This is a genomic window from Mesorhizobium sp. B2-3-12 (genome assembly GCF_006442205.1).
Taxonomy (GTDB): domain Bacteria; phylum Pseudomonadota; class Alphaproteobacteria; order Rhizobiales; family Rhizobiaceae; genus Mesorhizobium.
The window spans coordinates 855,350-880,296 of record NZ_VFVR01000002.1 but is presented as its reverse complement, the minus strand read 5'-3'; the positions used below and the strand labels follow the sequence as shown (position 1 = coordinate 880,296).

Sequence of the window (24,947 nt, the reverse complement as noted above, 5' to 3'; positions counted from 1 at the left end):
TCACCGACCTTTGGACCGCCCCGAAACGACTTGCCCCCGAAAGTTGGCCATCGTGACATTGCCCGCGCAAAACCTGCTTGCCGACGAGGCCAGCCCCTATCTGCGGCAGCACAGCGGCAATCCCGTGCATTGGCGGGGATGGTCGCCCGCATCGCTGGATGAAGCAAAGGCCCTGGACCGGCCTATCCTGCTCTCCATCGGCTATGCCGCCTGCCACTGGTGCCATGTCATGGCCCATGAAAGCTTCGAGAATGACGACGTCGCCGCCGTCATGAACCGTCTGTTCGTCAATATCAAGGTCGACCGCGAGGAGCGCCCCGACATCGACCAGATCTATATGGCGGCCCTGTCGTCGATGGGCGAGCAGGGCGGCTGGCCGCTGACCATGTTCCTGACGCCCGACGGCAAGCCGTTCTGGGGCGGCACCTATTTCCCGCGCGAGCCGCGTTATGGCCGCCCAGGATTCATCCAGGTCATGGAAGCGGTCGACAAGGCTTGGCGCGAAAAGCGGGCGAGCCTGCACCAGAGCGCCGACGGCCTGACCTCCCATGTCGAGGCGCGGCTCTCGGCCACGCATGCCAAGGCGCTTCTCGATCGCGATACGCTGTCCGATCTCGCCGGCCGCGTCAGTGGCATGATCGATCGCGATCGCGGCGGCCTCGCCGGCGCGCCGAAATTCCCCAACGCGCCGTTCATGCAAACATTGTGGCTGTCCTGGCTGCGCGACGGCAATGCCGCGCATCGCGACGACGTTCTCGCCAGCCTCGAACATATGCTCGCCGGCGGCATCTACGATCACATCGGCGGCGGGCTCAGCCGCTACTCGACGGACGCCGAGTGGCTGGTGCCGCATTTCGAGAAGATGCTCTACGACAACGCGCAGCTGATCCGCTTCTGCAACTGGGCCTTCGCGGCGACCGGCAACGATCTGTTCCGGATACGAATCGAAGACACGGTCAACTGGCTGCTGCGCGAAATGCGCGTCGATGGCGGCCCCTTTGCCGCCAGTCTCGACGCCGACAGCGATGGCGAGGAAGGGCTGTTCTACACCTGGAGCAGGGAAGAGATCGATTCCGTCCTTCGCGACGATTCAACCTTGTTTTTCAAATACTTCAAGCTCTCCAGCCGGCCCGGCTGGGAAGGCAAGCCGGTGGTCCATCAGACCTTGTCCCAGCAGGCGTTTGGCGTCGCGCACCGCGAAAGCCTGATCCCGCTGAAGGCAAGGCTCCTCGCTGTTCGCGAAGAGCGCGTCAGGCCAGGCCTCGACGCAAAGACCCTGACCGACTGGAACGGCCTGATGATCGCCGCGCTCGCCGAGTCCGGCCGTTCCCTGGCCCGGCCGGACTGGATCCAGGCCGCGGCAAGGGCTTTCGCCCATATCGATGCCGCAAGCCGCGACAATCGCTTGCCGCATTCCATGCTCGGCGCCCGGAAATTGTTTCCCGCACTGTCGAACGACTATGCCGCCATGGCCAATGCGGCGATCTCGCTGTTCGAAGCCACGGGCGATTGGAGTTATGTCGACAAGGCCAGCCAGTTCCTGGAACAACTCGACCGTTGGCACGCCGACGCGCAGGGCACGGGCTACTACCTGACCGCGTCGGACAGCACCGACGTGCCGATCCGCATCAGGGGCGATGTCGACGAGGCCATTCCGTCGGCCACCAGCCAGATCATCGAGGCGCAGCTGCGGCTCGCATCCGCCACCGGCAATCTCGACCTGCAGGAAAAGGCTTGGAAAACCGCCGAACACGCCGCCGGCCGCGCCGCGCATCAGGCCTATGGGCAAGCCGGTATCGTCAATGCCTGCGCGCTTGCCCTCGAGCCCCTGAAACTGGTCATCGTCGATGACCAGGACGATCAAAAACTCGTTCCGGTCGCGAATCGAAATCCTGACCCGCGCCGCGTCGATATCGTGGTGCCGATCGGTACGGCAGCGAATCGACCCTTGCTGCCCGGCGGAATCCTGCCGCCGACAAACCGGCGCGGCGCTTGGCTCTGCACCGGCCAGGTTTGCCTGCCGGTGGTTACGGATCCGGGTGAGTTGGAAGGATTGCTGCGGCGAACCTAATTTCGCCGCCAGATGTCAGAGCGCGAAGCGGAAACGGCGCAAATCCGAGAACGAAGAGAAGGAGGGGCGAACCCCTCCGAACTCAAGTGTTCATCGAATCGAAGAAATCGCCGTTGGTCTTGGTCTGCTTCAGCTTGTCGATCAGGAACTCGATCGCGTCGGTGGTTCCCATCGGCGCCAGGATGCGGCGCAGCACGAAGATCTTCTGCAGGTCCTGGCGCGACACCAGCAGGTCTTCCTTGCGGGTACCGGACTTCAAGATGTCGATGGCCGGATAAATGCGCTTGTCGGCGACCTTGCGGTCGAGCTGGATTTCGCAGTTGCCGGTGCCCTTGAACTCTTCGAAGATGACCTCGTCCATGCGGCTGCCGGTATCGATCAGCGCCGTGGCGATGATGGTCAACGAGCCGCCTTCCTCGATGTTGCGGGCGGCGCCGAAGAAGCGCTTCGGGCGCTGCAGCGCGTTGGCGTCGACACCGCCGGTCAGCACCTTGCCGGATGACGGCACGACGGTGTTGTAGGCGCGGCCGAGGCGGGTAATCGAATCCAGCAGGATCACCACATCGCGGCCGTGCTCGACCAGGCGCTTGGCCTTCTCGATGACCATTTCGGCGACCTGGACGTGGCGCACCGCCGGTTCGTCGAAGGTTGAGGAGATCACCTCGCCCTTCACCGAACGCTGCATGTCGGTCACTTCCTCGGGACGCTCGTCGATCAGAAGCACGATCAGATAGCATTCCGGATGATTGGCGGTGATCGAGTGGGCGATGTTCTGCAACAGCACCGTCTTGCCGGTGCGAGGCTGTGCGTTGATCAGGGCGCGCTGGCCCTTGCCGATCGGCGCCACCAGATCGATCACGCGGGGCGAGATGTCCTTGGTCGGCGGATTGTCGACCTCCATCTTCAGCCGCGAGGTCGGATAAAGCGGCGTCAGATTGTCGAAGTGGATCTTGTGGCGGATCTTTTCGGGATCGTCGAAATTGATCGTGTTGACCTTGAGCAGCGCGAAATAGCGCTCGCCCTCTTTCGGACTGCGGATCGGCCCTTCGACCGTATCGCCGGTCTTCAGCGAAAAGCGCCGGATCTGCGACGGCGAGATGTAGATGTCGTCGGGACCTGGCAAATAGTTGGCATTGGCGGAGCGCAGGAAGCCGAAACCGTCCTGCAGCACCTCGACCACACCGTCGCCGATGATTTCGATGTCCTGGGCGGCGAGCTTCTTCAGGATCGCGAACATCAGTTCCTGCTTGCGCATGACGCTGGCGTTCTCGACCTCGAGCGATTCGGCATAAGCGATCAGCTCAGGCGGCTTCTTGTTCTTGAACTCGGTGAGTTTCATTTCTTGCATTAGATAGACTCTGGGTAGGCTTTGGGAAAAAATCGGCGGGATGCGACAAATGCCGGGCGCGGCCGAAAGCAATGACGGGCGGCGCATGACGGGAAGGAAGACCCGTCTTGTATCGTCGGTCGGCTGAAAGAGCAAGCCGCCTTTTGACGGAGCCGGATGAAGCCTCAGAAAGGCTTCACCACGACCAGGATCACGATTGCGATCATCAGCAATGTGGGGATCTCGTTGACGATCCGCCAGTGCCGTGCCGGTTTTTCGTTGCGGTCCTCGGCGAATTTGCGCACCGCGGCGGCGAGATAGCCGTGAACGCCCGATAGGATCAGCACCAGGCCGATCTTGGCATGCAGCCAGCCACCCTGGAAGGCAAAGATCTTCCACGCCAGCCACAGCCCGAACACCCAGGTCAGGATCATCGCCGGATTGATGATGCCGCGCAGCAGGCGCTGCTCCATCACCTTGAACGTCTCGGATTGGACGGAGCCCTTCGCGGCGTCGACGTGATAGACAAACAGCCGCGGCAGATAAAGCATGCCAGCCATCCAGGAGATGACGGCGAGGATATGGATCGCCTTTGCCCAGGGATAGAAGCTTTCCGGTGCGAAGAAGAACAAAAGCGCGGTGAGAACGATCAGCACTGTGATGCCGACGGCCATGCGCTTCATCGCCTGGCCGGTGCTGTTGGTGTCATCTCGGTCAGCCATCAGCGTGCCGCGCTCCGAACCTGTTTTACCATCGCCTCGACATGGGCCACCGGCGTCTCCGGGGTGATGCCATGGCCAAGGTTGAAGATCAGCGGTCCGTGGCCCAGCGCCTGGAGGATCGCCCCTACGCCGTCGGCGAGCGCCTCACCGCCCGCGACCAGCCGCAACGGATCGAGATTGCCCTGGACCGCTCCTTGCCGCTGCAACGCCTTCGCTGCCTCCAGCGGCACCGTCCAGTCGATGCCGAGCCCGGTCACGCCGGTCCTGTCGCGATAGCTCTGGTAGCGGGCCCCGGCACCCTTGGGAAAGCCGATGATCGGCACGTCGGGATGAACGGCGCGAACCTGGCTGACGATCTCCGCCACCGGTTCGATGCAGAAGCGCTCGAACGAGGCATCGTCGAGCACGCCCGACCAGGAATCGAAAATCTGCACGACATCCGCGCCCGCCTCGATCTGGCGGATCAGGTAGGAAGCCGAATGGTCGGCGAGCACTTTCAAGAGATGTTTGAACGCCGCCGGCTCGCGATAGGCGAACAGCCGCGCCGGCGCCTGGTCGGGCGTTCCGTGCCCGGCGATCATATAGGTCGCCACCGTCCACGGCGCGCCGCAGAAGCCGATCAGTGTCGTCTCGTCGGGCAATTTCGCCCGCAGCCGGCGCACCGTCTCGTAGACCGGTTCGAGATTCACGTGAAACATGTCGCTTCCCAGCGCCGCGATCTCGCTCGCCGAAATCGGTGTCAGCAGCGGCCCGCGCCCTTCCTCGAACCGCACATCGCGGCCTAGCGCATGGGGAACGACAAGAATGTCCGAGAACAGGATGGAAGCGTCGAAGCCGAAGCGTTCGATCGGCTGCATCGTCACCTCGACGGCAAGGTCGGGATTGTAGCAGAGGTCCAGGAACGAACCGGCACGTACACGCGTTTCGCGATATTCCGGCAGATAGCGTCCGGCCTGGCGCATCATCCAGAGCGGAGGAGGAAACACCGCCTCGCCTTTCAGGACATCCAGCATGATCCGTCTTGCAGGCATCGAGCGCTCGCCTCTCCCGGCTTCCTCTTAATCAAATATCTTATTTATAAAGAGTCTTCTGATTCTAAGAGTCTGTTGGTTGTGGTGGTTGTCACCTGTCCCGCTTTGACCGCCAAAACGCCAGCAAGCATATTGTCGCGCATTGCAGGTCGCGCATTGCAGGGTTCTGGGGACAATCAGGAATCGCGCAGGCGAGTCAATGCGCTAGGTCCAGTGGCCTTGGAACCAGCCCTGTGGACGAGCGAAAGGCAAAATGCTTCGTCCACGGACTTGTCCCCAGCCGCCCGGCGAAGCTGACAGCGCACCGAATTGTGGACAAACCGCCATCTGATACAGTCGCCCCTGGTCGGCATGCCCGCCTGTCCAACCTTATCCACATCCGCCCACAGCCTCAGGTGACCCCCTGTGAACAAACCCCAGAGCTTCTTCCACCTGCATCTGATTTCCGACGCCACGGGCGAAACGCTGCTCGCCGCCGGCCGCGCCGCCTCGGCGCAGTACAAGGATGCGCGCGCCATCGAGCACATCTACCCGCTCATCCGCACCGAAAAGCAGGTCGCCAAGGTGTTCGAGGACATAGAGGAGGAGCCGGGCATCATCCTCTATACGGTGGTCGACCAGAAGCTGGCGCGCGGCATCGACGAACGCTGCGCGGCCATGGGCCTGCCATGCGTGTCGGTGCTGGAGCCGGTACTGACCGTCTTCCAGTCCTATCTCGGCACCCCGGCCGGCCGCCGCGTCGGCGCCCAGCATGTTCTCGACGCCGAATATTTCCGCCGCATCGACGCGCTCAATTTCACCATGGACCATGATGACGGCCAGCTGCCGGCCAATATGGATGACGCCGATGTCGTGCTGATCGGCATATCGCGGACGTCGAAGACGCCGACCAGCATCTATCTCGCCAACCGCGGCATCAAGACCGCCAACATCCCGATCGTGCTCGGCGTGCCGGTGCCCGAAAGCCTGGTTAGCGCCAGGACACCGCTGGTCGTCGGATTGATCGCCACCGCCGAGCGCATCTCGCATGTGCGCCAGAACCGCATCCTCGGCAATTCGAGCACCTACGTGCCGACCGACTATGTCGACCGCGCCGCCATCAACGAGGAACTCGCCTACGCCCGCCAGATCTGCACCCGCCATGGCTGGCCGATGATCGACGTCAGCCGCCGCTCGATCGAGGAGACGGCCGCGGCCATCGTTGCCCTGCGCGGGAAGACGCGGTAGATGAGCGGACAGTGAGTTTTCCGAGTCACCTTTAGCGGAGGTCGGCGCCGCCCCTCACCTGCCTGCCGGCATCCTCTCCCCGCATAGTGACGGGGAGAGGCGCGCTGTCGTCGATGGTTTCGCCAATCGCCAGCGTTGCCGCAAAGAGCGGCTGCACTGAAGCTGCCCCTTTCTCCCCGTTTCTATACGGGGAGAAATGTCCGGCAGGACAATGAGGGGCGGCGCCAACCTTACAGAGTAAAGCTCCTCATACGCCAACCGCGTTTGTATCTGCGCCCGAGTGCAAAAATGACAGAAAAAATCATCCTCGCTTCAGGCAGTCCGTTCCGCAAGGCGATGCTGGTCAATGCCGGCGTCGATATCGAGGCGGTTCCCGCGACGCTCGACGAGCGCGCGCTGGAAGCGCCGTTGCAGGACAGCGGCGCCTCGCCCGAGGACGTCGCTTTGGTGCTGGCCGAAGCCAAGGCGACCGAAGTCAGCGAGCGCCGGCCCGGCGCGCCGGTGCTTGGCTGCGACCAGACTTTGTCGCTCGGCGACGAGGTGTTCCACAAGCCGGCCGACATGGAAGGCGCGCGACGGCATCTCCTGGCGCTGTCGGGCAAGACCCATCAGCTCAACAGCGCCGCCGTGCTGGTGCGCGACGGCAAGGTGCTGTGGCGCCATGTCGGCATCGCCTCGATGACCATGCGCAAGCTCGACCCGGCCTTCATCGGCCGCCATCTCGCCCGGGTCGGCGCCAAGGCCTTGTCGAGCGTCGGCGCCTATCAGATCGAGGGCGAAGGCATCCAGCTGTTCGAAAAAATCGAAGGCGACCATTTCACCATTGTCGGCCTGCCGCTGCTGCCGCTGCTGGCGGAACTGCGCACACTGGGAGCCATCGATGGCTGAGGCAATGAAGAAAGCCTTCGTTACCGGCCATCCGATAAAACATTCGCGCTCGCCGATGATCCACGGCCACTGGCTGGCCGAACACGGCATCGACGGCAGCTACCGGGCGATCGATGTCGCGCCCGAGAATTTCGCCGATTTCCTGGGGAGCCTGCAGGCCAATGGCTATCGCGGCGGCAACGTCACCATCCCGCACAAGGAGGCCGCCTTTGCCGGGGTCGCGCGCCGCGACCATGCGGCCGACGAGATCGGCGCCGTCAACACGCTGTGGCTCAAGGACGGCACCTTGTGGGGCGGCAACACCGACGGCCATGGCTTTGCCGCCAATCTCGACGATTACGCTCCGGACTGGGCGTCGAATGGCCCGGCCGTTGTGCTGGGTGCCGGCGGCGCCGCCCGCGCCGTCATCCACGCAATGAAGACGCGCGGCCTCAAGGACATCCGCATCGTCAACCGCACACTCGCCCGGGCACTCGAATTACGCGACCGCTTCGGCGCCGGCGTTTCGGCGCATGAAGTGGCCGCGACCGCCGAATTGCTGCGCGACGCCGGCCTTCTGGTCAACACCACGGCGCTGGGCATGCAGGGCAATGAGGGTCTGCCCGCCGACCCCAGGGGTCTGCCCGCCGACCCCGCGCTGCTGCCCGACCATGCCGTGGTCAACGACATCGTCTATGTGCCGCTCGAGACTCCCCTGCTCGCCGCCGCGCGGGCCCGAGGGCTGAAGACCGTCGACGGGCTCGGCATGCTGCTCAACCAGGCGGTGCCCGGCTTCGAGCGCTGGTTCGGCGTCAGGCCGAAGGTCACGGCTGAGCTCCGCGCGCTCATCGTTGCCGATCTGGCGCCGAAACCATGATCGTGCTCGGCCTCACCGGCTCGATCGGCATGGGCAAGTCGACCACGGCCAGGATGTTCGCCGAGGCCGGCGTGCCGGTGCATGATTCCGACGAGACGGTGCACCGGCTCTATGCCGGCAAGGCGGCCTCCCTGGTCGAGGCCGCCTTTCCAGGCACCACCGCTGACGGAAGCGTCGACCGCGCAAAACTCGGCTCCCGTGTGCTCGGCGATGTGGCTGCCTTGAAAAAGCTCGAAGCCATCATCCACCCGCTGGTCCGCGCCGATGCCGACGCCTTTTTGGCCAAGCATCGTAACGCCGGCGAATCGATCGCCGTCCTCGATATCCCCCTGCTGTTCGAAACCGGCGGCCGTGGCCGGGTCGACAAGGTCGTCGTCGTCACCGCGCCGGCCGAAATCCAGCGCCAGCGCGTGCTGGCACGGCCTGGCATGAGCGAGGAAAAACTGGCGTCGATCCTGGCCAAGCAGGTGCCGGACGCCGAAAAACGCCGGCTGGCCGATTTCGTCATCGACACCGGTAACGGGCTGGACGCCGCGCGTGCCGCGGTAGCGGCCATCATTGCGGAACTTCGGGGATAAGCGGGGCTGCTGACGGCATGCCGTCAGCATTGCCCATTGCCATTTTGTTCCGGTCTGGCGATTCTGCTTCCCTAGGAGCGACCTGATTCGATGCGTGAGATCATCTTCGACACCGAAACCACCGGCCTTGATTCGCGCGACGACCGCGTGATCGAGCTTGGCGGCGTCGAGCTGGTCAATCGGTTTCCGACCGGCAGGACCTTCCATCACTATATCAACCCGCAAGGGCGCGCGATCCATGCCGAGGCGCAGGCCGTGCACGGCATCAGCGCCGCCGACCTCGCGGGGAAGCCGAGTTTCGCCGAAATCGCCGAGGAATGGCTGCGGTTTACCGAAGGCGCCAAGCTGGTGGCCCACAACGCCACGTTCGATATCGGCTTCCTCAATGTCGAATTCGGCCGGCTCGGTCATCCGCCCGTCGACAACGGGCTTGTCGTCGACACGCTGGCCTTGGCGCGCCGCAAGCACCCGATGGGTCCCAATTCGCTCGATGCGCTGTGCCGGCGCTACGGCATCGACAACACCAAGCGCACCAAGCACGGCGCCCTGCTCGATTCCGAATTGCTGGCCGAGGTCTATATCGAGCTGATCGGCGGCAAGCAGGCGGCGCTCATTCTCGACAGCGCCACCGCGCCGGCCCAGGGCGAGAATGTCCGCTATATCGAGATCATCGTCGCCGAACGACCGGCGCCGCTCGTGCCACGGCTGACCGAAGCCGAGCGCGCGGCCCACGCCGCCATGGTCGCCACGCTCGGCGAAAAGGCGCTGTGGCTGAAAGCAGCGTCTTCCGAGGCAAGCGCCGCGACGGCTTCGTAACCCGGACCTTTAGTAGGGCCACTCCTCGCGACCCAGCGCGGCGACCGCCGCGATGATGCGCGCAAAGGCTTGCGCCGCTGCCGGCACCGTGGTGCGGGCGCGCAGGAAACTGTGCACCAGGCGGGGTTCCTCATGCCACCAGGCCTTGCCGCCGGCGTCCAGGATACGATCGCGATAGACTTCGCCATCCGATGACAGCGGATCGCATTCGGCCGTGATGATCACCGTTGGCGGCAGGCCGGAAAAATCCGTGTCGCGCAGCGGCGAGAAGGTCGGATCGTCGGGCGATTGCTTCCTCGCCGAGCGGACGTCGCGGTAAAAGGCGGCATCGCCTGTCGACAGCAGCGGCGCGTCGGCGTGTTCGATATAGGAGCCCATCGCCTCGTTGCCGCCGAGATCGGGATAGATCAACACCTGGCCGATCGCGGCACGCGGATGGCGACGCGCGGCCTGTGCCACACCAGCCGCCAGATTGCCACCCGCACTTTCACCGCACAGCACGAGCGGCAGCTCGCTGCTTGCGGCCGCCCATTCGAAAGCCGCCAGCGCATCGTTAAAGGCGGCGGGATGAAGGTGTTCGGGGGCCAGCCGGTAGTCGACCGACAGCACGTCGAAGCCAGTGCCGGCGCAAAGTTCGGCGCAGATGTCGTCATGGCTTTCGAGGCCGCCGAGGATGAAGCCGCCGCCGTGGAAATAGAGCACAGTCGCGCGCGGCGCCGCGCCGGCGAGCCGGTAGCGGCGGACCGGGATGTCATGCTTCGGACAGGCAACCAGGCTGTCGCTGGCCTTGACCCCGGGCGGACGGCCCTGGTGGAAGGCGCGGCACATCCTGGCATAGACCGCGCGCTGCTTGTCGACCGGCAGGCCTGATATCCGCGGCGGATAAAAGGCGTTGACGCTGTCGATATAGGCCCACAGCGCAGGGTCGAGCCGGCTTTGATATTTGCCGCGGCCGGTCATTTCAGCCCAAGGCGCCCATCAAAGCTCGGCATAGAGACGGGCGGCGTTATCGAAGCTGAAGCGCAGCGGTACCGAGCCCTCGACCTGCCAGACGGTGACGGTCTCGCCGGCCAGCAGCCGGCAGGCGCCGTCGGTGTCGGTCACCGCGCCGCCATAGAGCCGGTTGGCAAGGTTGAGGATACCGGTCTGGTGCATCGCCGCGCTGCCGCTGCCACAGGCGTCCTTGACCAGAAGCACGCGAAATCCCTTCGCCACCGCATCCTTTACGCTGGCGTCGATGCAGGCCTCGGTCCACACGCCCGCGACAACAAGCCATTCGATGCCGGACGCCTCGAGCCGGTCGGCGGCCGGACTGGAGCGGAAGGCGCTGGCCTCGGCCTTGATCAGCAGCGCCTCACCCGGCGCTGGCGCCACCTCATGGCAGATTTCGGTCAGCGGGTCGCTCTTGTCGGAAAAGGCCGACTTGCCGTCCTCGCCGACCGGATGAAACGGCCGGTCCTGGCTGTCGAGATCGACAATATAGGCCCAGTGATGCAGCGGCACATGGTTTTGCCGCGCCGCCGCCTGCAGGCGCTGGACGTTGGCGAGGATGTTTTCGTAGCCCTCGACGAGGTAGCGCGGGTCCTGCCGGTGCTCTTCCTGCAGGTCGATGAACACGGCGGCCACCGTGCCGCGCTTGATGGAGATGGGGGCTTTCATACTGATGGGCCTTCGCCCCAAGATACCTCCAAACGCTGGAGGGGCAGCGCCCCCCTCTGCCCTGCCGGGCATCTCCCCCTCAAGGGGGGAGATTGGCGGTTGCGAATGCTTTCGCCAATCGCCAGCGTTGCAGGAAAAAGCGCTGCAAGCGAAGCTGCCGATCTCCCCCCTAGAGGGGGAGATGGCCGGCAGGCCAGAGGGGGGCGCCACGGAACGAGGCGCTCGTTCTTCAGCTGCGATACTTCTCCGAAATGAGCAACCAGCGTCAAACCTCTTTCTCCAGAAACGCATCCTCATAGGGAAAGCGCGACAGAAGCTCCGTGCCGGTCTCGGTGATCAGGATCTCGTCCTCCAGCTTGACGCCCTCGCGGCCGCCCTTCTCGCCAATATAGCTTTCCACGCTCACCACCATGCCTGGCACGATATGGCCGTCGCGGCCATAGGTCTCGTAGTCCATGGCGTGGGCGATGAACGGCGTCTCGCCATGCATGCCGACGCCGTGCATGACCGAGGTGTAGCGCTGGTCGACGAAACGGTCCGGGATTTTCCACGCCTTCCCGGCGATCTCGCGAAAAGCCATGCCGGGTTTGACGACCGAGATGTTGTGCTGAACCTGGTCGTGCGCCATGCGGTAGAGCGATTTCTGGTAAGGCGTCGGCTTGCCCGGACCGCAGCGGAAGGTGCGGGAAAAATCGGAATAATAGCCATAGCAGCCGATCGTGTCGGTATCGAGCGCCAAAAGTTCGCCGGGCCTGATCTTGCGGCCGCTGGCCTCGTTGAACCACGGATTGGTGCGCTGGCCGGACGTGAGCAGCCGCGTCTCGATGAACTCGCCGCCCTGGCGGATGACCTCGCCATACATGATGGCGAACAGGTCGTTTTCGGAGACGCCGGGCTTGATCGCCTCGCGCACGGCATAGACGGCGGCTTCGGCGCCGGCCATCGACACCTGCAGGCATTTGACCTCCTCCGGCGTCTTCACCGCGCGCACCGCCAGAATCTCGCCCTGGCAGTCGCGGACCTCGCAGCCGCGCTTTTCCAGCGCCAGCGCCTGCAGATGGCTGCAGCGGTCGAGCCCGAGCTTCATCGAGCCGCCGCCATGGTTTTTCAGCAGTTCGGCGATCTCGTCGGCGAACGGCCCGGCGGTTTCATCGTCGCGGCCCGACACCGAAGACCAGACGAGCTTGGAAGGACGCGCCTCGTCGATCGTGTCGAGCACCATGGAGACATGGTAGCTCTGCGGGTACTCGAACAGCACGATCGGCCCTTCGGTCGGAATGAAGAAATAGCGGGTCGAGTTGCGCAGGAAATAGCCGAACATGTTGCGCGACCCGGTGGCGTAGCGCTGGTTGTAGGGGTCGAACAAAACGACGCCGCCATAGCCGGCCTCGCGCATCCAGCCGCGCAGCTTGGCCAGCCTGCCTTTGCGTAGCGCATCGGCATCGATGAAGGACGGCTCGGTGTCCGACAGCCACATGCCGCCGGCCGGATCGGCGGCGGCCGGGTGGCGCATGCGATCCTTGAAGTCGACGTCCTCGGTGCTGTCGGGTTCGAATACGACGATGCTCATGGGGTTTCGGCCTTGGATGGGTTGCAGGCTCAGACCATGGCGCGGTAGGCGTGGAAGGATTGTGCGGAAAACCGCGTGTGTTGTGCGGGATGCCGCTGAAGGAACAAGAGAGGCAGGCGCCAGGCGCCCCCCTCTGTCCTGCCGGACATCTCCCCCTCAAGTGGGGAGATCGGCAGTCTGTTCGGGCGGCGCCCTTCTAACAACGTTTGTGACTGGCGAAAGCGGAGATGACAGCCAATCTCCCCCCAAGAGGGGGAGATGTCCGGCAGGACAGAGGGGGGCGCTGCCCCGCCAACATCTCACAGCTTCAGCGCGCGCCTAATGCCGCCGCGCCATCTTCGGCGCGTGGCCATGCTCCTCGCGAAAGGCCCGGGCAAAGCTCGACATCGAGGCGAAGCCGCAGGCCAGCGCCACGTCGCGCACGGCGAGCGTCGAGTGCGCCAGGAGATCGGCGGCGCGTTTCAGTCTGAGCCGCCGGTAATAGCCGTTGGGCGAGATGTCGAGTTCGGAGCGGAAGGAGCGTTCGAGCTTGTCGGACGAGACGCCGAGCTTGGCGGTCAGCTCGGCCATCCCCAGCCTTTCCTCCACCGCGTCCTCCATGATGGCGATGGCCGACAGCACCAGTTCGTTCTGGACGCCGGTGCGCAGGCGCAGCGGCATCAGCTTGCGGTCGACGCTGGAGCGCAGCTGGCTGTGCACGAACCATTCGGCGACGCCTGCGGCAAGCTCGGCGCCGTAATCCCGGGTGATGATCTCCAGCATCATATCGAGGCTACCGACGCCGCCCGCCGAAGTGAAGCGCTTGCGGTCGATGACGTAGAGGTCGCGCCGCAACTCGATGTTGGGAAAGGCCTCGGTGAAGGCAGCCTGGCTGGTCCAGTGCAAGGTGCAGGCATGGCCGTCGAGCAGGCCCGCACGCGCCAGGAAGAACGCCGCGTCCGCCACCGCGCCGATATGAGCGCCATTGCGTAGACTGCGGCGGATCCAGCTCGCCGCGTCCTCGGCGACGAGATGATCGGCGTCACCGCCCGAGCAGACGACGATGCGGTCGACCTTGGGCGCGGCCTCCGCGTAAAAACCCGGCTGGATGACGACCCCGTTCGAAGCCTCGACGGGTCCCTCAGTCGCGCCGACGATGATCCAGCGGTAGCACGCTTTCTTGGCCAGAATGTTGGCCGCGCGCAGCGGCTCGATGACGGAACTGAACGCCATCATCGGAAAGCCGGGGAAGACCAGCACCGCGAAGGTGAGGGGCTCGGTGGGTTTGGGTGGGTCGCGCATGGCCATGGCGCTACATCTCGGGCGAATGGCGGTCGGGGTCAATTGGACTGGTGGCCAACTACTAATTGTGAGGCGTCAGCGCTGCCCCTCACCTGCCTGCTGTTATCACGTGCTTCGCCAATCGCCGACATTGCAAAGAGGGCGCCGAGGTCGCAGCCGCCCCTTCTCCCCGTCACTATACGGGGAGAAGTGCCCGGCAGGGCGATGAGGGGCGGCGCCAGCTTTGGCGATTGGCTCGCCTCAGCCAAGCGGCTTCACCCCCGCAGCGCCTGCTCCAGATCCGCGATCAGATCATCGCCGTCCTCGATGCCCGCCGACAACCTTACCAGCGAATCCGATATCCCGATCTCCTCCCGCTTCTCCGCCGGGATCGAGCCATGCGTCATCAGCGCGGGGTGTTCGATCAGGCTCTCCACGCCGCCGAGGCTTTCGGCCAGCGTGAACAATTGCGTGCGTTCGAGGAAACGCTTTGTCCCGGCGAGGTCGCGGTCCAGCACAACCGTGATCATGCCGCCGAAGGCATTCATCTGCTGGACCGCGATGGCGTGCTGCGGATGGCTGGCGAGGCCGGGATAGATGACGCGGCGCACATCCCTGCGCGCTTCCAGCCATTGCGCGATCTTGAGGCCATTGTTGGAATGGCGCTCCATCCTGAGTGCCAGGGTCTTCAAGCCGCGCAGCGCCAGGAAACTGTCGAACGGGCCAGAAATGGCGCCGATGGCGTTCTGCAGGAACTTCAGCCGGTCGGCGAGATCCTTGTTGTCGCCGACCACGGCGACGCCGCCGACCATGTCGGAATGGCCGTTGAGATATTTGGTCGTCGAGTGCACCACGATGTCGATGCCGAGTTCCAGCGGCCGCTGAATATAGGGGCTGCAGAACGTGTTGTCGGCGACCGACAGGATGCCCCGGCGCCTGGCGAGCGTCGCGACGCCTTCGAGGTCGACGATGCGCAGCAGCGGGTTGGTCGGCGTTTCGACCCAGAGCATTTTTGTTTCCGGCCGGATCGCAGCCTCCACGGCCGCAAGGTCGGTGAAGTCGACGAAGCTCACCTGCAGGTTGGCCGAGCGCTTGCGCACCCGCTCCATCAGCCGGAAGGAGCCGCCATAGATGTCGTCGGTGGCGACGATATGGGCGCCCGAATCGAGCAGCTCCAGCACCGTGGCGATCGACGCCAGACCGGAAGCGAAAGCAAATGCGGCCGAGCCGCTTTCCAGGTCCGCCACCGCGCGCTCGAAGGCGAAGCGCGTCGGGTTCTGGCTGCGCGCGTATTCAAAACCCTTGTGCACGCCGGGCGATTGCTGGGCAAAGGTCGAGGTGGCGTAGATCGGCACCATCACCGCGCCGGTCTGCGGGTCGTGGCTCTGGCCGCCATGAATGGTGCGCGTCGAAAAGGCCAGGCGGTTCTTGCCGGCCGGCGGGGTGTGTTTGGTCATCGGGCGCGCCTCAGATGGTTGATCAGGTCGATGCGTGTGATCAGGCCGACGAACTCGTCGCCGTCGAAGATGATGGCGACCTCGTTGCGGTCGAACACCGGCAGCAGCGCATCCAGCGTCTGGCTGGCCTGCAGCGTGTGCAGGTTCGAGGTCATCGCCGTACGCACCGGGCCGTTGAAACGCTCCCAGCGCCCGTCATAGGGACCGTCGACATGGGCGAGAATATCGCTCTCGTCGACGATGCCGACGAGCTTGCCATTGTCCAGCACCGGCAGCTGCGAGACATCGGAGCGGCGCATGCGGCCATAGGCGTTGAGCAGGCTCTCGTCTGGCCCGACCCAGACAGTGTCGCCGGTCCGGTGCGAGCGCATGACGAGGTCGCGCAGGTCGCCATGCTGTTCGTGTTCGGCCAGCCCCTGCTCGGCCAGCCAGAAATCGTCGAACACCTTTGACAGATATTTGTTGCCGCTGTCGCAGACGAAGGTCACGACGCGCTTGGGCACCGTTTGCTCGCGGCAATAGCGCAAAGCCGCCGAGAGCAGCGTGCCGGAGGAAGAGCCTGCCAAAATGCCTTCCCGCGACAAGAGATCGCGCACCGCCAGCATGCTTTGCTTGTCGGTGATGGAGTAGGCTTTCCTGACCAGCGACAAATCGGCATTGGGCGGCACGAAATCCTCGCCGATGCCTTCCACCGTCCAGCTGCCCGCCTCTTCCATCTTGCCGGTCTTGATCAAGGGCGCCAGCACCGAGCCGACCGGATCGGCCAGCACCATCTCCGTCTTCGGCGACACTTCGGCGAAGTAGCGGCCAAGCCCGGTCAGCGTGCCGCCGGAGCCGACGCCGACCACCACCGCGTCGACATCGCCGTCGAGTTGCGCAAAGATTTCCGGGCCGGTCGTCGTCTCATGCGCCAGCGGGTTGGCCGGATTGGCGAACTGGTTGGCGTAGAAGGCGCCGGGCAGTTCGGCGGCGATTTTTTCCGCCATGTCCTGATAGTATTCGGCATGGCCCTTGCCGACATCCGAGCGCGTCATGCGCACCTCGGCGCCGAGCGCGCGCAGATGCTGGATTTTTTCGCGCGACATCTTGTCGGGCACGACGAGGATGATGCGGTAGCCCTTGGGAATGCCGACCTGGGCGAGCCCAAGCCCGGTATTGCCGGCGGTCGCCTCGACGATGGTGCCGCCGGGCTTCAGCCTGCCATCCTTCTCGGCCGCCGCGATCATCGACAGAGCGATGCGGTCCTTGATCGAGCCGCCGGGATTCTGGCTTTCGAGCTTGATGAACAGCCGGCATTTTCCGGTGTCGAATTTGGTCAGTTCGACGACCGGTGTCTGCCCGATCAGGTCGAGCACCGAGGCATAAGGCGGGCGCAGCCGCGACATTGCGCTGTCCGGCGCGGCGCCGTCCGAGGCGGCATTGCCGGCGGTGGCTTTTCTGTGCTCGCTCATGTCGGAGCCTCCTTGGATCAACCTAGCGTCTTTTCCAGCCGATCGCAGTTGGAAAGAAGATAGATCGTGCCAATCCGGGGGCCAGACGAGGAATGAAATTCCAGCGGCGCTTCAGAGCGCCGACCTCGACGACCCCGGCAATCGCCATCCGGGCGCCTCGGGGTAGGAAGGGACTTCAGTCTTAGTTGAGCTATAGCTAATGTAAGTATAGCTTGGTCGTGCGGGGGACGATCCCTAATCGAAGCCAAAACCCGCAATGGCCGGTGCGACCCGCTTCCAACCCAAGCATCCCCGCACCGGCCATTCTTTTCTCCCGGGTCGGCGTCGCCTCATGACCGATCCGCCGTCGCAACCCCGTCAAGGAAATCGGTCCGACCTCTGTGGAAAAGGCCGCGGCTCGAAACCGGGCTTGGAAGGGGACGGCAGACGGATCGGTTCCTTTTATAAGCCGATTTGCATCGCCATCACGCGAATCTGTATCAAGCTACATATATCTCGATTGACTAAAGTAACGGAACGTCCAATGGACAAGCACGGAACGTTCGAGGGCCCCTCGGACCAAGGCCTATTGGCGTGCAAGACTTTAGTCCCGCCGTCTTATAGTTAAGAACGGAAGTTGTTCAGCCCGACATAGGGCAGCGCGGAATGAATACCAGACCGCGCTCAACTGAATATGGTGTGATCGCGGAAGGCTCACGAGTCGAGGCGGATACGGTTCCGCCAAATAGGTGATCGCCGCCCGAATTGCCTACCCCAGCAACTGCTTGCTCAGCCTGGCGCACTGGACGCGGATATCGGGAATGGCGTCGATCTCGAAGAAGGTGCCGCGCGTCAGCGGCCCGACGGCGAGGATTTTCCGCGAAACCGAGCCGTCGGCGGCGATGATCTCGCAATTGGCCGAGACGTCGAGGCCGATACGCAGCGGATCCGGCCGCGCCAGCCCGCGGTCGACCAGGGAGCGCACCACGCTGTTCGACGAGGTCGAGATGTCGCGCACGATGCCGGAGCAATCATAGATGCGGGCGACTTCGAATGTTTCGAGGCGCTGGGTGTGGCGCGACTGGACCTCCACCGCGAAACCGTCGCCCGGCGTGACGGCGACGACGCGCCCCGCGACCGGCCGGATGCGGCCGGACCGCACGGCGTCCGTCACCCTGGCGTAGACCTCGGGCGCCATGCGGTGGCGATGGATGTCCCACCAGGCCTTGGTGTGTTCGACGAAGCGGCGCTTAGCCGAGGCGGGCCAGTTCTGCCAGATCTTCTGGTTGAACGGCCGCAGGCCGTCGACGACGTCGCGCCAGTCGACCCCCGCCTTCTGGTTTTCGCGGATCAGGTCGCGGAACCAGCCGACGAAATAGGAAAGCTGGGTGCCGAGCGGGATGTCGGCGACGTCTAGCTTGATCGGGTTGCCCTTGCGGTGCGGCGAGGGCAGCAGGCCGCGCCGCGACACCGCGACGATATCGCCGCGATGGCCGCGCTGCTCCAGCGCCAGAAATGCGTCGACCATGCTGAGGCCGGTGCCCAGCACCATCACCCGGCTGTCCGGGGCAATCTCCGTGTCGGCTTCCGAGCCCATTCTGATCGCATGGCCTTGCGCCGGCTGTTCGTCATGGCCGGTCGCCAATATGGCCAGATGAGCGACGACGCTGGTGCCATTGGCAAGCGCCACATCGACGCCGGACGGGGTCGGTGTGATCGAGCGGCTCTCCTCATGGATCAGCCGCAGGCGCCCGGTTGGCTGTTCGCGGGCTTCGAGTTCGTCGAGCAACTCCCCGAGGTAGCGGGCATAGATGCTGCGCGGCGCATAGAAGGGCGTCTGCGGCGTCTGCTCCGGGCCTATCAGCCCACGCCCCTGCAGCCAGCGCCAGAAATTTCCGGGATCGTCCGCATAGGCGCTCATGCCGGCCGCGCTGACATTGAGAACATGCGCCGACAGCAGCGTCGAATAGGCGATACCCTGGCCGAAATGCGGGCGCTTTTCGATCAGCGTGACACGCAGGTCCGGATTCGGCGATTTCAACAGATGCGCGGCCAGCACGACGCCGCTGGCGCCGCCGCCGACGATGATGATGGAATTGATCGAGTTGGTCCGGCCGGTCATGCGCGATCGAGCCTCTTGCGAGGCGACGGCTTCAGGCCTGGACCTTCGCCACGACAGCCAGGTCGGTCATGCCCGGCACGACCGGCAGGTCGTCGGCGATATCGCGCATCTCGGCGAGGCTGCGCTGGTCGAGCACCTCGGCGATCGCCTGCCGAACCTCGAGCATCAGATGTCGGACTTGGCATGTCGCCTCGTTACAGTCTTCACAGCGCTGATATTGGGTACGGCTGGCGCAGGGGATAGGGGCCAGCGGACCATCCAGCACGCGCACGACGTGGCCGATCTTGATCTCGTCGGCCGGCCGCGCCAGGCGGTAGCCGCCATCCTTGCCCTTGCGGCTCTGGACGAAGCCGGCATTGCGCAGTTCGCCCAATATGGCGTCGAGGAATTTTTTCGGGATGTTGTTGCCGGTCGCGATATCGCCAACGAAAGCAAGCTGTCCGGCCGGCATCCGCGCCAGATGGACGAGCGCCTTGAGGCCGTACTTGCCTTTTTTGGTGAGCATGAACCGAACGTTTCTTTTGTCGTGCGACGGCCCCAGGCCATCCCTGCGAAACGCCTGGCGTGCCTCCCCGCCGCACCGAAGCGTCCATGACACATAAATTCTAGTGACATGATATACAAGCCAATTTCGGTTGATCTTGCTTGGATTTCAAACCGTTGCGGCGATTTTAGGCTCGCCTTGCGACCCCGGTGACACAGAAACGAGGCTTCCATACGGGCAGGCCCGCGCCCGGGAACCGGTGACGCGGGTGATCGCCACGATACGCTGATCCGCCATCGACGCCTCCAACTATGTCGATAAGATTACTATACTTACCGTCGAAGACGCGAAATCGTTTGTCAATTCCATCTCTATTTGAGGCATGGATTTGCGCGAAACTCTCAAAATCGGGAATTCCGGCCGCAATTGCAGCGCGACTGGATCGGCAACTCCCAGTCCTGTTGCCTTCGATAGGCGGGATTCGGGATCTCGATATCCACCGATTGTGGTGGAGATGTTTCGAGCGGCGAGGCGTACGGGCTGTCTCCCCGGCGCGACAGCCGTCACAAGGGCGATGCCAGGGCGGCGACAAGCCTGACGAGATCGACCTGGCGGCGGACATTGGTCTTCTCGAAGACGTGCAGGAGATGGCTCTTGACCGTCGCGCCGGCCAGGCCAAGGCCACGTGCGATCTCCCGCTGGGTGCGGCCGGCGGCGATCAGTTCGGCGACCCGCACCTCCGCCGGGGTCAGGCCATAGAGGGCGGCGAAGGCATCGAAGGGAAGGCTTAACGGCCTGTCGGCCGGGGCGATGAAGAGGGCGGCGGTGGCGCGGCGGAACAGGCCAGGCCGGCTTTCACGCCTTTTCAGCGGCAGCACGTGAATGATGCGGGGCTCGCCGGAGAGACCACGCGTCGGAAAACCGCTGCCGCCACGACGCCCGAGTGCGACCTCGTCGCCGGCCGCCTGGGCGACCGCATCCTCGATCGCCAATGACATTTCGCGCGAGCCATCCGAGACGACGACGCGGCCGTTGCTGACCTTGATCGGGTCCTTGCGGGTCAGCATCTCCTCGGCTGCCGGATTGGCACGGATCAACGCCATCAGTTCGTCGACCAGCACGACGCCTACGGAGAGACCGTCCAGCACGGAGGCCACGTTGGCCGCGGCGATCGACTGCAAATCGAGCAACTGGCTGATGGCGATGGCGCGCCGGAAGTGCGGGGCCAGAAGACGCAAGGCATCGAGTTCCCCGTTGCCGACAATGCCGACCGTTTCATGCCGGCCGAACGAAAGCGTGGAAACCATGCGCGAATTGCGCTCCAGCCCGATCGCGACCGCGTCGACCACCCCTTGCGGCTGAGCCCATTCGCGAAAATAGCGGCTGGCGACCAGCGCGGCATCCGGCACCGCCTGGGACTGCGCGATGGGCTCCTCGAGCGGATATTGTTTCACCTTGGTGTCGCCACCCCAGAGATCGACCAGGTCCTGGCCATAGGAAGGAAGCTCGCCGAGCTTCAATGAATCGATGCCCGTCGCGACACCGAGCGTCACTTCCCCTCCCGGGAGCGGATACACACCGAGAACCGCGTAGCAGAACTCCAGTTCCCGTCGAATGCTGTCGACGACCGCTGGCCAGCGGCTGGGGTCGAGCACGCAATCATAGATGGTGCCGATGAGTTCCGAAATGCGCTCCGCCGGATAGGACCGGCCGGTCATGCCGGCCAACGCGGGTTGGCGGCCACGGTCGAGCATGGCGTCGTGCTGCCCTGATATCGCTTCAACGGCATCAATCCTCGGTCGATTTCGCGATTTCACATGTCTGGAGTCGACAGGGAGGTGGGGGGCGCACCGAAAGCCAACTGAAAGCGATTAGAAAAAAATGAAAGCTGGGAGTCAAGCCTAATCCAAATGGTGGACGCCGCGCCGCGTCTTTTGTGATTGGCTGCGCCGGCCCAAGGATAGACTGAATTCGGAGCCGTGCGACGCGCATCAGGAGAGTTCTAGATTTTCTCCACCGCCAGTTGGCGCGTCGGCTCAGGGGATAGGACGACGTCTATACACGAACGCACTTGAGTTAGACCCTTCTAATATTTGGAGAGAACGTCAAGACGACCGCTTGTCAGCCCCGCCGACGGTCGACCTTCCGAAACAATGTTCGAAGCAACTCACGAAAGCGGGGCGGCCCTTGCAGCCACGGTTGGTATACGGCCGAGGTCTTGCTGGCCGAAACCCCGACGACGTGCGGTCCAAGGAAGATCTGTCAACATGTCGGGTACATCGGAACTTTTCCTCAGTGCGATGCGAGGCGCCTTGCTGGGTTTTGCGGTCGCGGCCCCCATCGGCCCCACCGGCCTTTTGTGCGTGCAGCGCACGATCACGGGCGGCATCGGGCCGGGTCTGGCGACCGGCTACGGGGCGGCGACCACGCACTCGGTCTATGCCTCCATTGCCGCCGCCGGGCTCGGGGCGGTGGCGCAGGTTCTGGTGGGCTGGCACATGTTGCTGCAGCTCTGCGCCGGCATGTTTCTGCTCTATATGTCGCTGACGGCGGCACGGCTGACGCCGTCGCTCGACACGGCGTTGCAGCGGCGCATGCCGTCGGGCCGAGCCTATCTGACGGGGCTGGTCTGGACCCTGGGCAATCCGATGACGCTGGTCGGCTTTCTCACGCTTACGCCGGGAATCCTGGGGGCCGGCGTACCATCCTGGAAAACCCTGGCGCTTGTTTCGGCCGGCGTGCTGCTCGGCTCGGCGGCCTGGTGGACAACGCTGACACTGGCCACCAACCATCTGCGCAAGCGGCTGAACGGGCGTGGGCTGCGCTATGTCAATCTCGTGTTCAGCTCGGGCCTGCTGATCTTTGCGCTGTCGCTGTTCGCACGCGCCCTGCGCGTTTGAGGTTTTGCAGGTCGAAACGGGCAGGATCGAGCTGTCGGTGTTTCCTTGAAACGATGAACAGCGCGAACGCGCGGCTACGGCTTTGTTTTCGTCTTCGGCGACACCGCCATAGAGGGGGCGTCCGGCGGCCCGGCATCGTCGGGTTTCTGTTGCTCGGCGACTGGCGTGTCAGGCGCCTGCGGCGACCCGGAGGTGAGGTTCACCGACACGCCGTAGATTTTCCACTGACGGTTCGCCGGTTCGAACAAAAGCTCGAAATTGACCTGCATCGGCACGGACGGAAAGAAGCCCGCCATGTGCAGCATGCCGTTCGGTTCGATCTGCGGCAGCAGGGTCAGTTGCGGCTCCAGCACCGCCACCGCGCCGAAATCCAGCGCCTGCTTGCGCTGGTTGGAAAAGATGTCGCCGAGCCCTGCCGCGCTGTTGGCCTGGAAGTTCGGCGAGCCGAGATCGCGCAGTACCGTGTAGTTGCCGGTCTTGTTGGCCTGGTCGAGCGCCAGAAGCGTGCCGCGGATCAGGATCAGCACGCCGTTGCGATCGATCCCGGCGGCATGGGCCACACGGACCTTGTCGCCCTTCTCGGTCTTTTTCGTCTGCGCCCACGCAACGCCAGGGGATGCCGCCATCAAGCCGGCCGCCAGCAAGGCTGCCAGGGTGGCCCGGGTCCGCCCTGTCGCCGAACAGTGTAGGCGCTTCATTTGACCTCCGCGGTCGCAATCGAGCCGGCGGCGGGCGATACTGGCGACCGCGTCTGTGGGAACGCGGCCGCCAGCGGCCCCCTCGCACTCGTGATCAGTTCAGCGTCCACGAAGCCCCGAGGCTGACGCCGACATCGCCGTGATTGGTGGTCGCCGACATGGCGGCGTTGAGCCGGAAATCCAGACTGGGATTATAACCGAGACCGAGCGCCAGGCCCGACTGGCCCTTGAAGTTGCCGAAGCCGCCGGCCAGCGACAATTTTCCCGGCCTGTCGTCATAGCGCAGCCCGGCCGTGGCCAGAGCCAGCGCGGTGCCGGCACGGGCCTCGGTGCGGTTTTCGCTGATCTGATCGCCAAGGTCGCGGAAGCCCGCCTCGAGATCGCCGACCCGGCCGTCGAGCTGGGTAATGTTGGCGGTGTTGGTCGTCACCCTGGTATCGAGATCCGCGATCTCGTTGGTGTTGTTGGTGATACGCGTCTCATGATTGGCGAGTTCTTGGGTGTTGGAGCTGATCTGTGAGGTATTGTTGGTGATGCGCGTTTCGTGGTCGGCGAGCTCGGTGGTGTTGGCGTTGATCTGCGTCGTGTGGCTGCTCACCGTGCTGTTCAGATCGGCGATGGCGATGCCGTTCTGGGCGACCTGTGCAGGCAGATTTGTAAGCGTGGCCACATCGAATGTCGACGCCGCCAGATTGCCGCCGGCGTCCGTCGTCACCAGATAGGTCGGGCCGGACTGCGCGTCCGTGCTTGCCTGCGAAGTGATCCCGGCCAGCGTGTAGGTGTTGCTGGCCGTGCCAAGCATGACCTGATTTTTGCGCGTCGCCGTAACGCCCGCTCCGATCGCGATGGAGTTGTCTTGGAGGGCGGTCGCACCCGCGCCCAGCGCGGTGGAGTTCAAAGCGTTCGCTTTAGCCGAAGCGCCAATAGCGGTGGCATTTGACCCGCCCGCCCCTCGGGCCCCGGCCTGAGCCCCGGCGCCGATGGCTGTCGTGTTGGAATTCTCATAGTTGATAGTGGGGCTGCCATTGGGGTCATAGTAACCGCCCGCGTTAGCGAGGTTGCCGAGCGCCACGCTGTTGTCGGCAATGGCACCCGCACCCTGGCCGATGGCCGTCGAGAAATCGCCATTGCTGTTGGCGAAGTATCCGCATGCGGTGGAGCGGGTCGAGCCTCCCGCATAGGCCGCTCCACCGTCCACGCCATTGAAATCCGAGCAGATGACTCCGGCGCGTGCTGCGCCCGGCGTGAAGGCGACAAAGCCGGTGGCCGCGATCGCCACCATCACTGCTGTCCCGAGGGCGGGCACTTGGGAGGATGCCACGCGCCCGAAAACCGCCGTCGCGGCCGACACTAGTCCATTGCCTTTTCGACTTTGGCGCCTTGTCGTGGCTGCTTCGCTTTTTGTCTCGGCAGCGACGTCTTCCGATACGCTCACGCGTCCAATCTTTTCTGCGATCACGCTCAAAGCCCCTCGCTTCATTGCCAATTAATCGACCGAGTCCCCTGCCGGCGGCTGTCGGTCCCGCACGCTGGCCGAGCCGGGCGGGAGGTGCTCCGGCCATGGCTGGGCTGACAATCAAGCAGTTGCGCACTTGGCGGCTGTGCTGCCGTCCCCGAACAGCACTCGCCTTGCAAACACCGACGCCCTCGAACTCCGCGCAGGACCGCAGCACCCGACGGGGGCAACCGAACACAAAGAGAATGCCGCGTCTTCCACCATTCGGTGGATAGCGACGGCCGGAGTTCGATGGTAGCGCCCGAGGCCGGATGACCATCTCCGTCGGAGATGATCAAAGGGCTTGCCCGATCCGGATCATGTTTTAATTTTGCTGCGGTACAGCAAGGATAGGG

General features: G+C 64.2%; 21 protein-coding genes. 7 read left to right on the top strand and 14 right to left on the bottom strand.

What is annotated here, in order from left to right:
* Positions 1 to 52: 52 nt before the first annotated feature.
* Positions 53 to 2,071 (top strand): thioredoxin domain-containing protein, encoded by a 2,019-nt coding sequence (locus FJ948_RS09650; protein ID WP_140703640.1) that lies wholly within the window; start codon positions 53 to 55, stop codon positions 2,069 to 2,071.
* 82 nt (positions 2,072 to 2,153) lie between these two features.
* Here the strand turns inward: FJ948_RS09650 and rho are convergent, their stop codons facing one another.
* The 3 genes from rho to hemE form a co-directional block, all read right to left on the bottom strand.
* On the bottom strand, positions 2,154 to 3,419 hold the full coding sequence (rho, locus tag FJ948_RS09645; RefSeq protein ID WP_140703638.1) for a transcription termination factor Rho: 1,266 nt from the start codon (positions 3,417 to 3,419) through the stop codon (positions 2,154 to 2,156).
* Positions 3,420 to 3,583: 164 nt separating this feature from the next.
* Complete coding sequence (hemJ, locus tag FJ948_RS09640; protein ID WP_140703636.1) at positions 3,584 to 4,120, bottom strand: protoporphyrinogen oxidase HemJ; 537 nt, start codon at positions 4,118 to 4,120, stop codon at positions 3,584 to 3,586.
* Complete coding sequence (gene hemE / locus FJ948_RS09635) at positions 4,120 to 5,151, bottom strand: uroporphyrinogen decarboxylase (RefSeq protein WP_140703634.1); 1,032 nt, start codon at positions 5,149 to 5,151, stop codon at positions 4,120 to 4,122. Before hemE ends, hemJ begins: the two co-directional genes overlap by 1 nt.
* A 405-nt stretch (positions 5,152 to 5,556) precedes the next feature.
* On the opposite strand from hemE, the gene FJ948_RS09630 reads away from it, so the two are divergent.
* The 5 genes from FJ948_RS09630 (at position 5,557) to dnaQ (ending at position 9,516) form a co-directional block, all read left to right on the top strand.
* A complete protein-coding gene (locus FJ948_RS09630) occupies positions 5,557 to 6,378 on the top strand; it encodes a pyruvate, water dikinase regulatory protein (RefSeq protein ID WP_140703633.1) in 822 nt (273 codons plus the stop codon).
* A 288-nt stretch (positions 6,379 to 6,666) separates the two neighbouring features.
* A complete protein-coding gene (locus FJ948_RS09620) occupies positions 6,667 to 7,266 on the top strand; it encodes a Maf-like protein (RefSeq protein ID WP_140703631.1) in 600 nt (199 codons plus the stop codon).
* Entirely contained in the window at positions 7,259 to 8,122 is an 864-nt protein-coding gene (locus tag FJ948_RS09615) for a shikimate dehydrogenase (protein WP_140703629.1), read from the top strand. The genes FJ948_RS09620 and FJ948_RS09615 overlap by 8 nt, the downstream gene beginning before the upstream one ends.
* Positions 8,119 to 8,700, top strand: coding sequence for a dephospho-CoA kinase (coaE, locus tag FJ948_RS09610; protein WP_140703627.1), 582 nt, complete (start codon positions 8,119 to 8,121; stop codon positions 8,698 to 8,700). Before FJ948_RS09615 ends, coaE begins: the two co-directional genes overlap by 4 nt.
* A gap of 90 nt (positions 8,701 to 8,790) precedes the next feature.
* The gene (gene dnaQ, locus FJ948_RS09605) at positions 8,791 to 9,516 is read left to right on the top strand and encodes a DNA polymerase III subunit epsilon (protein WP_140703625.1); all 726 of its coding nucleotides are present in this window, start codon (positions 8,791 to 8,793) and stop codon (positions 9,514 to 9,516) included.
* Between the two features lie 9 nt (positions 9,517 to 9,525).
* Here the strand turns inward: dnaQ and FJ948_RS09600 are convergent, their stop codons facing one another.
* The 9 genes from FJ948_RS09600 to FJ948_RS09550 all read right to left on the bottom strand — a co-directional run bounded on the left by FJ948_RS09600 (position 9,526) and on the right by FJ948_RS09550 (position 21,252).
* On the bottom strand, positions 9,526 to 10,476 hold the full coding sequence (locus tag FJ948_RS09600) for an alpha/beta hydrolase (RefSeq protein WP_140703623.1): 951 nt from the start codon (positions 10,474 to 10,476) through the stop codon (positions 9,526 to 9,528).
* An 18-nt stretch (positions 10,477 to 10,494) separates the two neighbouring features.
* Entirely contained in the window at positions 10,495 to 11,175 is a 681-nt protein-coding gene (locus FJ948_RS09595) for an isochorismatase family protein (protein ID WP_140703621.1), read from the bottom strand.
* A 265-nt stretch (positions 11,176 to 11,440) separates the two neighbouring features.
* Positions 11,441 to 12,745 (bottom strand): Xaa-Pro peptidase family protein, encoded by a 1,305-nt coding sequence (locus FJ948_RS09585; RefSeq protein WP_140703619.1) that lies wholly within the window; start codon positions 12,743 to 12,745, stop codon positions 11,441 to 11,443.
* A 318-nt stretch (positions 12,746 to 13,063) separates the two neighbouring features.
* On the bottom strand, positions 13,064 to 14,032 hold the full coding sequence (locus FJ948_RS09575; protein WP_140703617.1) for a GlxA family transcriptional regulator: 969 nt from the start codon (positions 14,030 to 14,032) through the stop codon (positions 13,064 to 13,066).
* Positions 14,033 to 14,280: 248 nt separating this feature from the next.
* The gene (locus FJ948_RS09570; RefSeq protein WP_140703616.1) at positions 14,281 to 15,462 is read right to left on the bottom strand and encodes a PLP-dependent aspartate aminotransferase family protein; all 1,182 of its coding nucleotides are present in this window, start codon (positions 15,460 to 15,462) and stop codon (positions 14,281 to 14,283) included.
* Positions 15,459 to 16,847 carry a pyridoxal-phosphate dependent enzyme gene (locus FJ948_RS09565; protein WP_140703983.1) on the bottom strand — a complete coding sequence of 463 codons (1,389 nt, stop codon included), beginning with the start codon at positions 16,845 to 16,847 and terminating at the stop codon, positions 15,459 to 15,461. The genes FJ948_RS09570 and FJ948_RS09565 overlap by 4 nt, the downstream gene beginning before the upstream one ends.
* A gap of 814 nt (positions 16,848 to 17,661) precedes the next feature.
* Positions 17,662 to 19,014 carry an FAD/NAD(P)-binding protein gene (locus FJ948_RS09560; RefSeq protein WP_140703614.1) on the bottom strand — a complete coding sequence of 451 codons (1,353 nt, stop codon included), beginning with the start codon at positions 19,012 to 19,014 and terminating at the stop codon, positions 17,662 to 17,664.
* A gap of 31 nt (positions 19,015 to 19,045) precedes the next feature.
* On the bottom strand, positions 19,046 to 19,519 hold the full coding sequence (locus FJ948_RS09555; protein WP_140703612.1) for an Rrf2 family transcriptional regulator: 474 nt from the start codon (positions 19,517 to 19,519) through the stop codon (positions 19,046 to 19,048).
* Between the two features lie 542 nt (positions 19,520 to 20,061).
* Positions 20,062 to 21,252: a helix-turn-helix transcriptional regulator gene (locus tag FJ948_RS09550; RefSeq protein ID WP_246677486.1), complete on the bottom strand. Its 1,191-nt coding sequence runs from the start codon at positions 21,250 to 21,252 to the stop codon at positions 20,062 to 20,064.
* A 513-nt stretch (positions 21,253 to 21,765) separates the two neighbouring features.
* On the opposite strand from FJ948_RS09550, the gene FJ948_RS09545 reads away from it, so the two are divergent.
* Positions 21,766 to 22,398: a LysE family transporter gene (locus FJ948_RS09545; protein ID WP_181173611.1), complete on the top strand. Its 633-nt coding sequence runs from the start codon at positions 21,766 to 21,768 to the stop codon at positions 22,396 to 22,398.
* Positions 22,399 to 22,472: 74 nt separating this feature from the next.
* Here FJ948_RS09545 and FJ948_RS09540 read toward each other — a convergent pair whose 3' ends face one another.
* Together FJ948_RS09540 and FJ948_RS09535 are read right to left on the bottom strand one after the other, a co-directional pair.
* Positions 22,473 to 23,096, bottom strand: a complete 624-nt coding sequence (locus FJ948_RS09540; RefSeq protein ID WP_140703610.1) for a hypothetical protein — start codon at positions 23,094 to 23,096, stop codon at positions 22,473 to 22,475.
* Between the two features lie 94 nt (positions 23,097 to 23,190).
* Positions 23,191 to 24,378 (bottom strand): YadA-like family protein, encoded by a 1,188-nt coding sequence (locus FJ948_RS09535; protein ID WP_140703609.1) that lies wholly within the window; start codon positions 24,376 to 24,378, stop codon positions 23,191 to 23,193.
* Positions 24,379 to 24,947 lie beyond the last annotated feature (569 nt).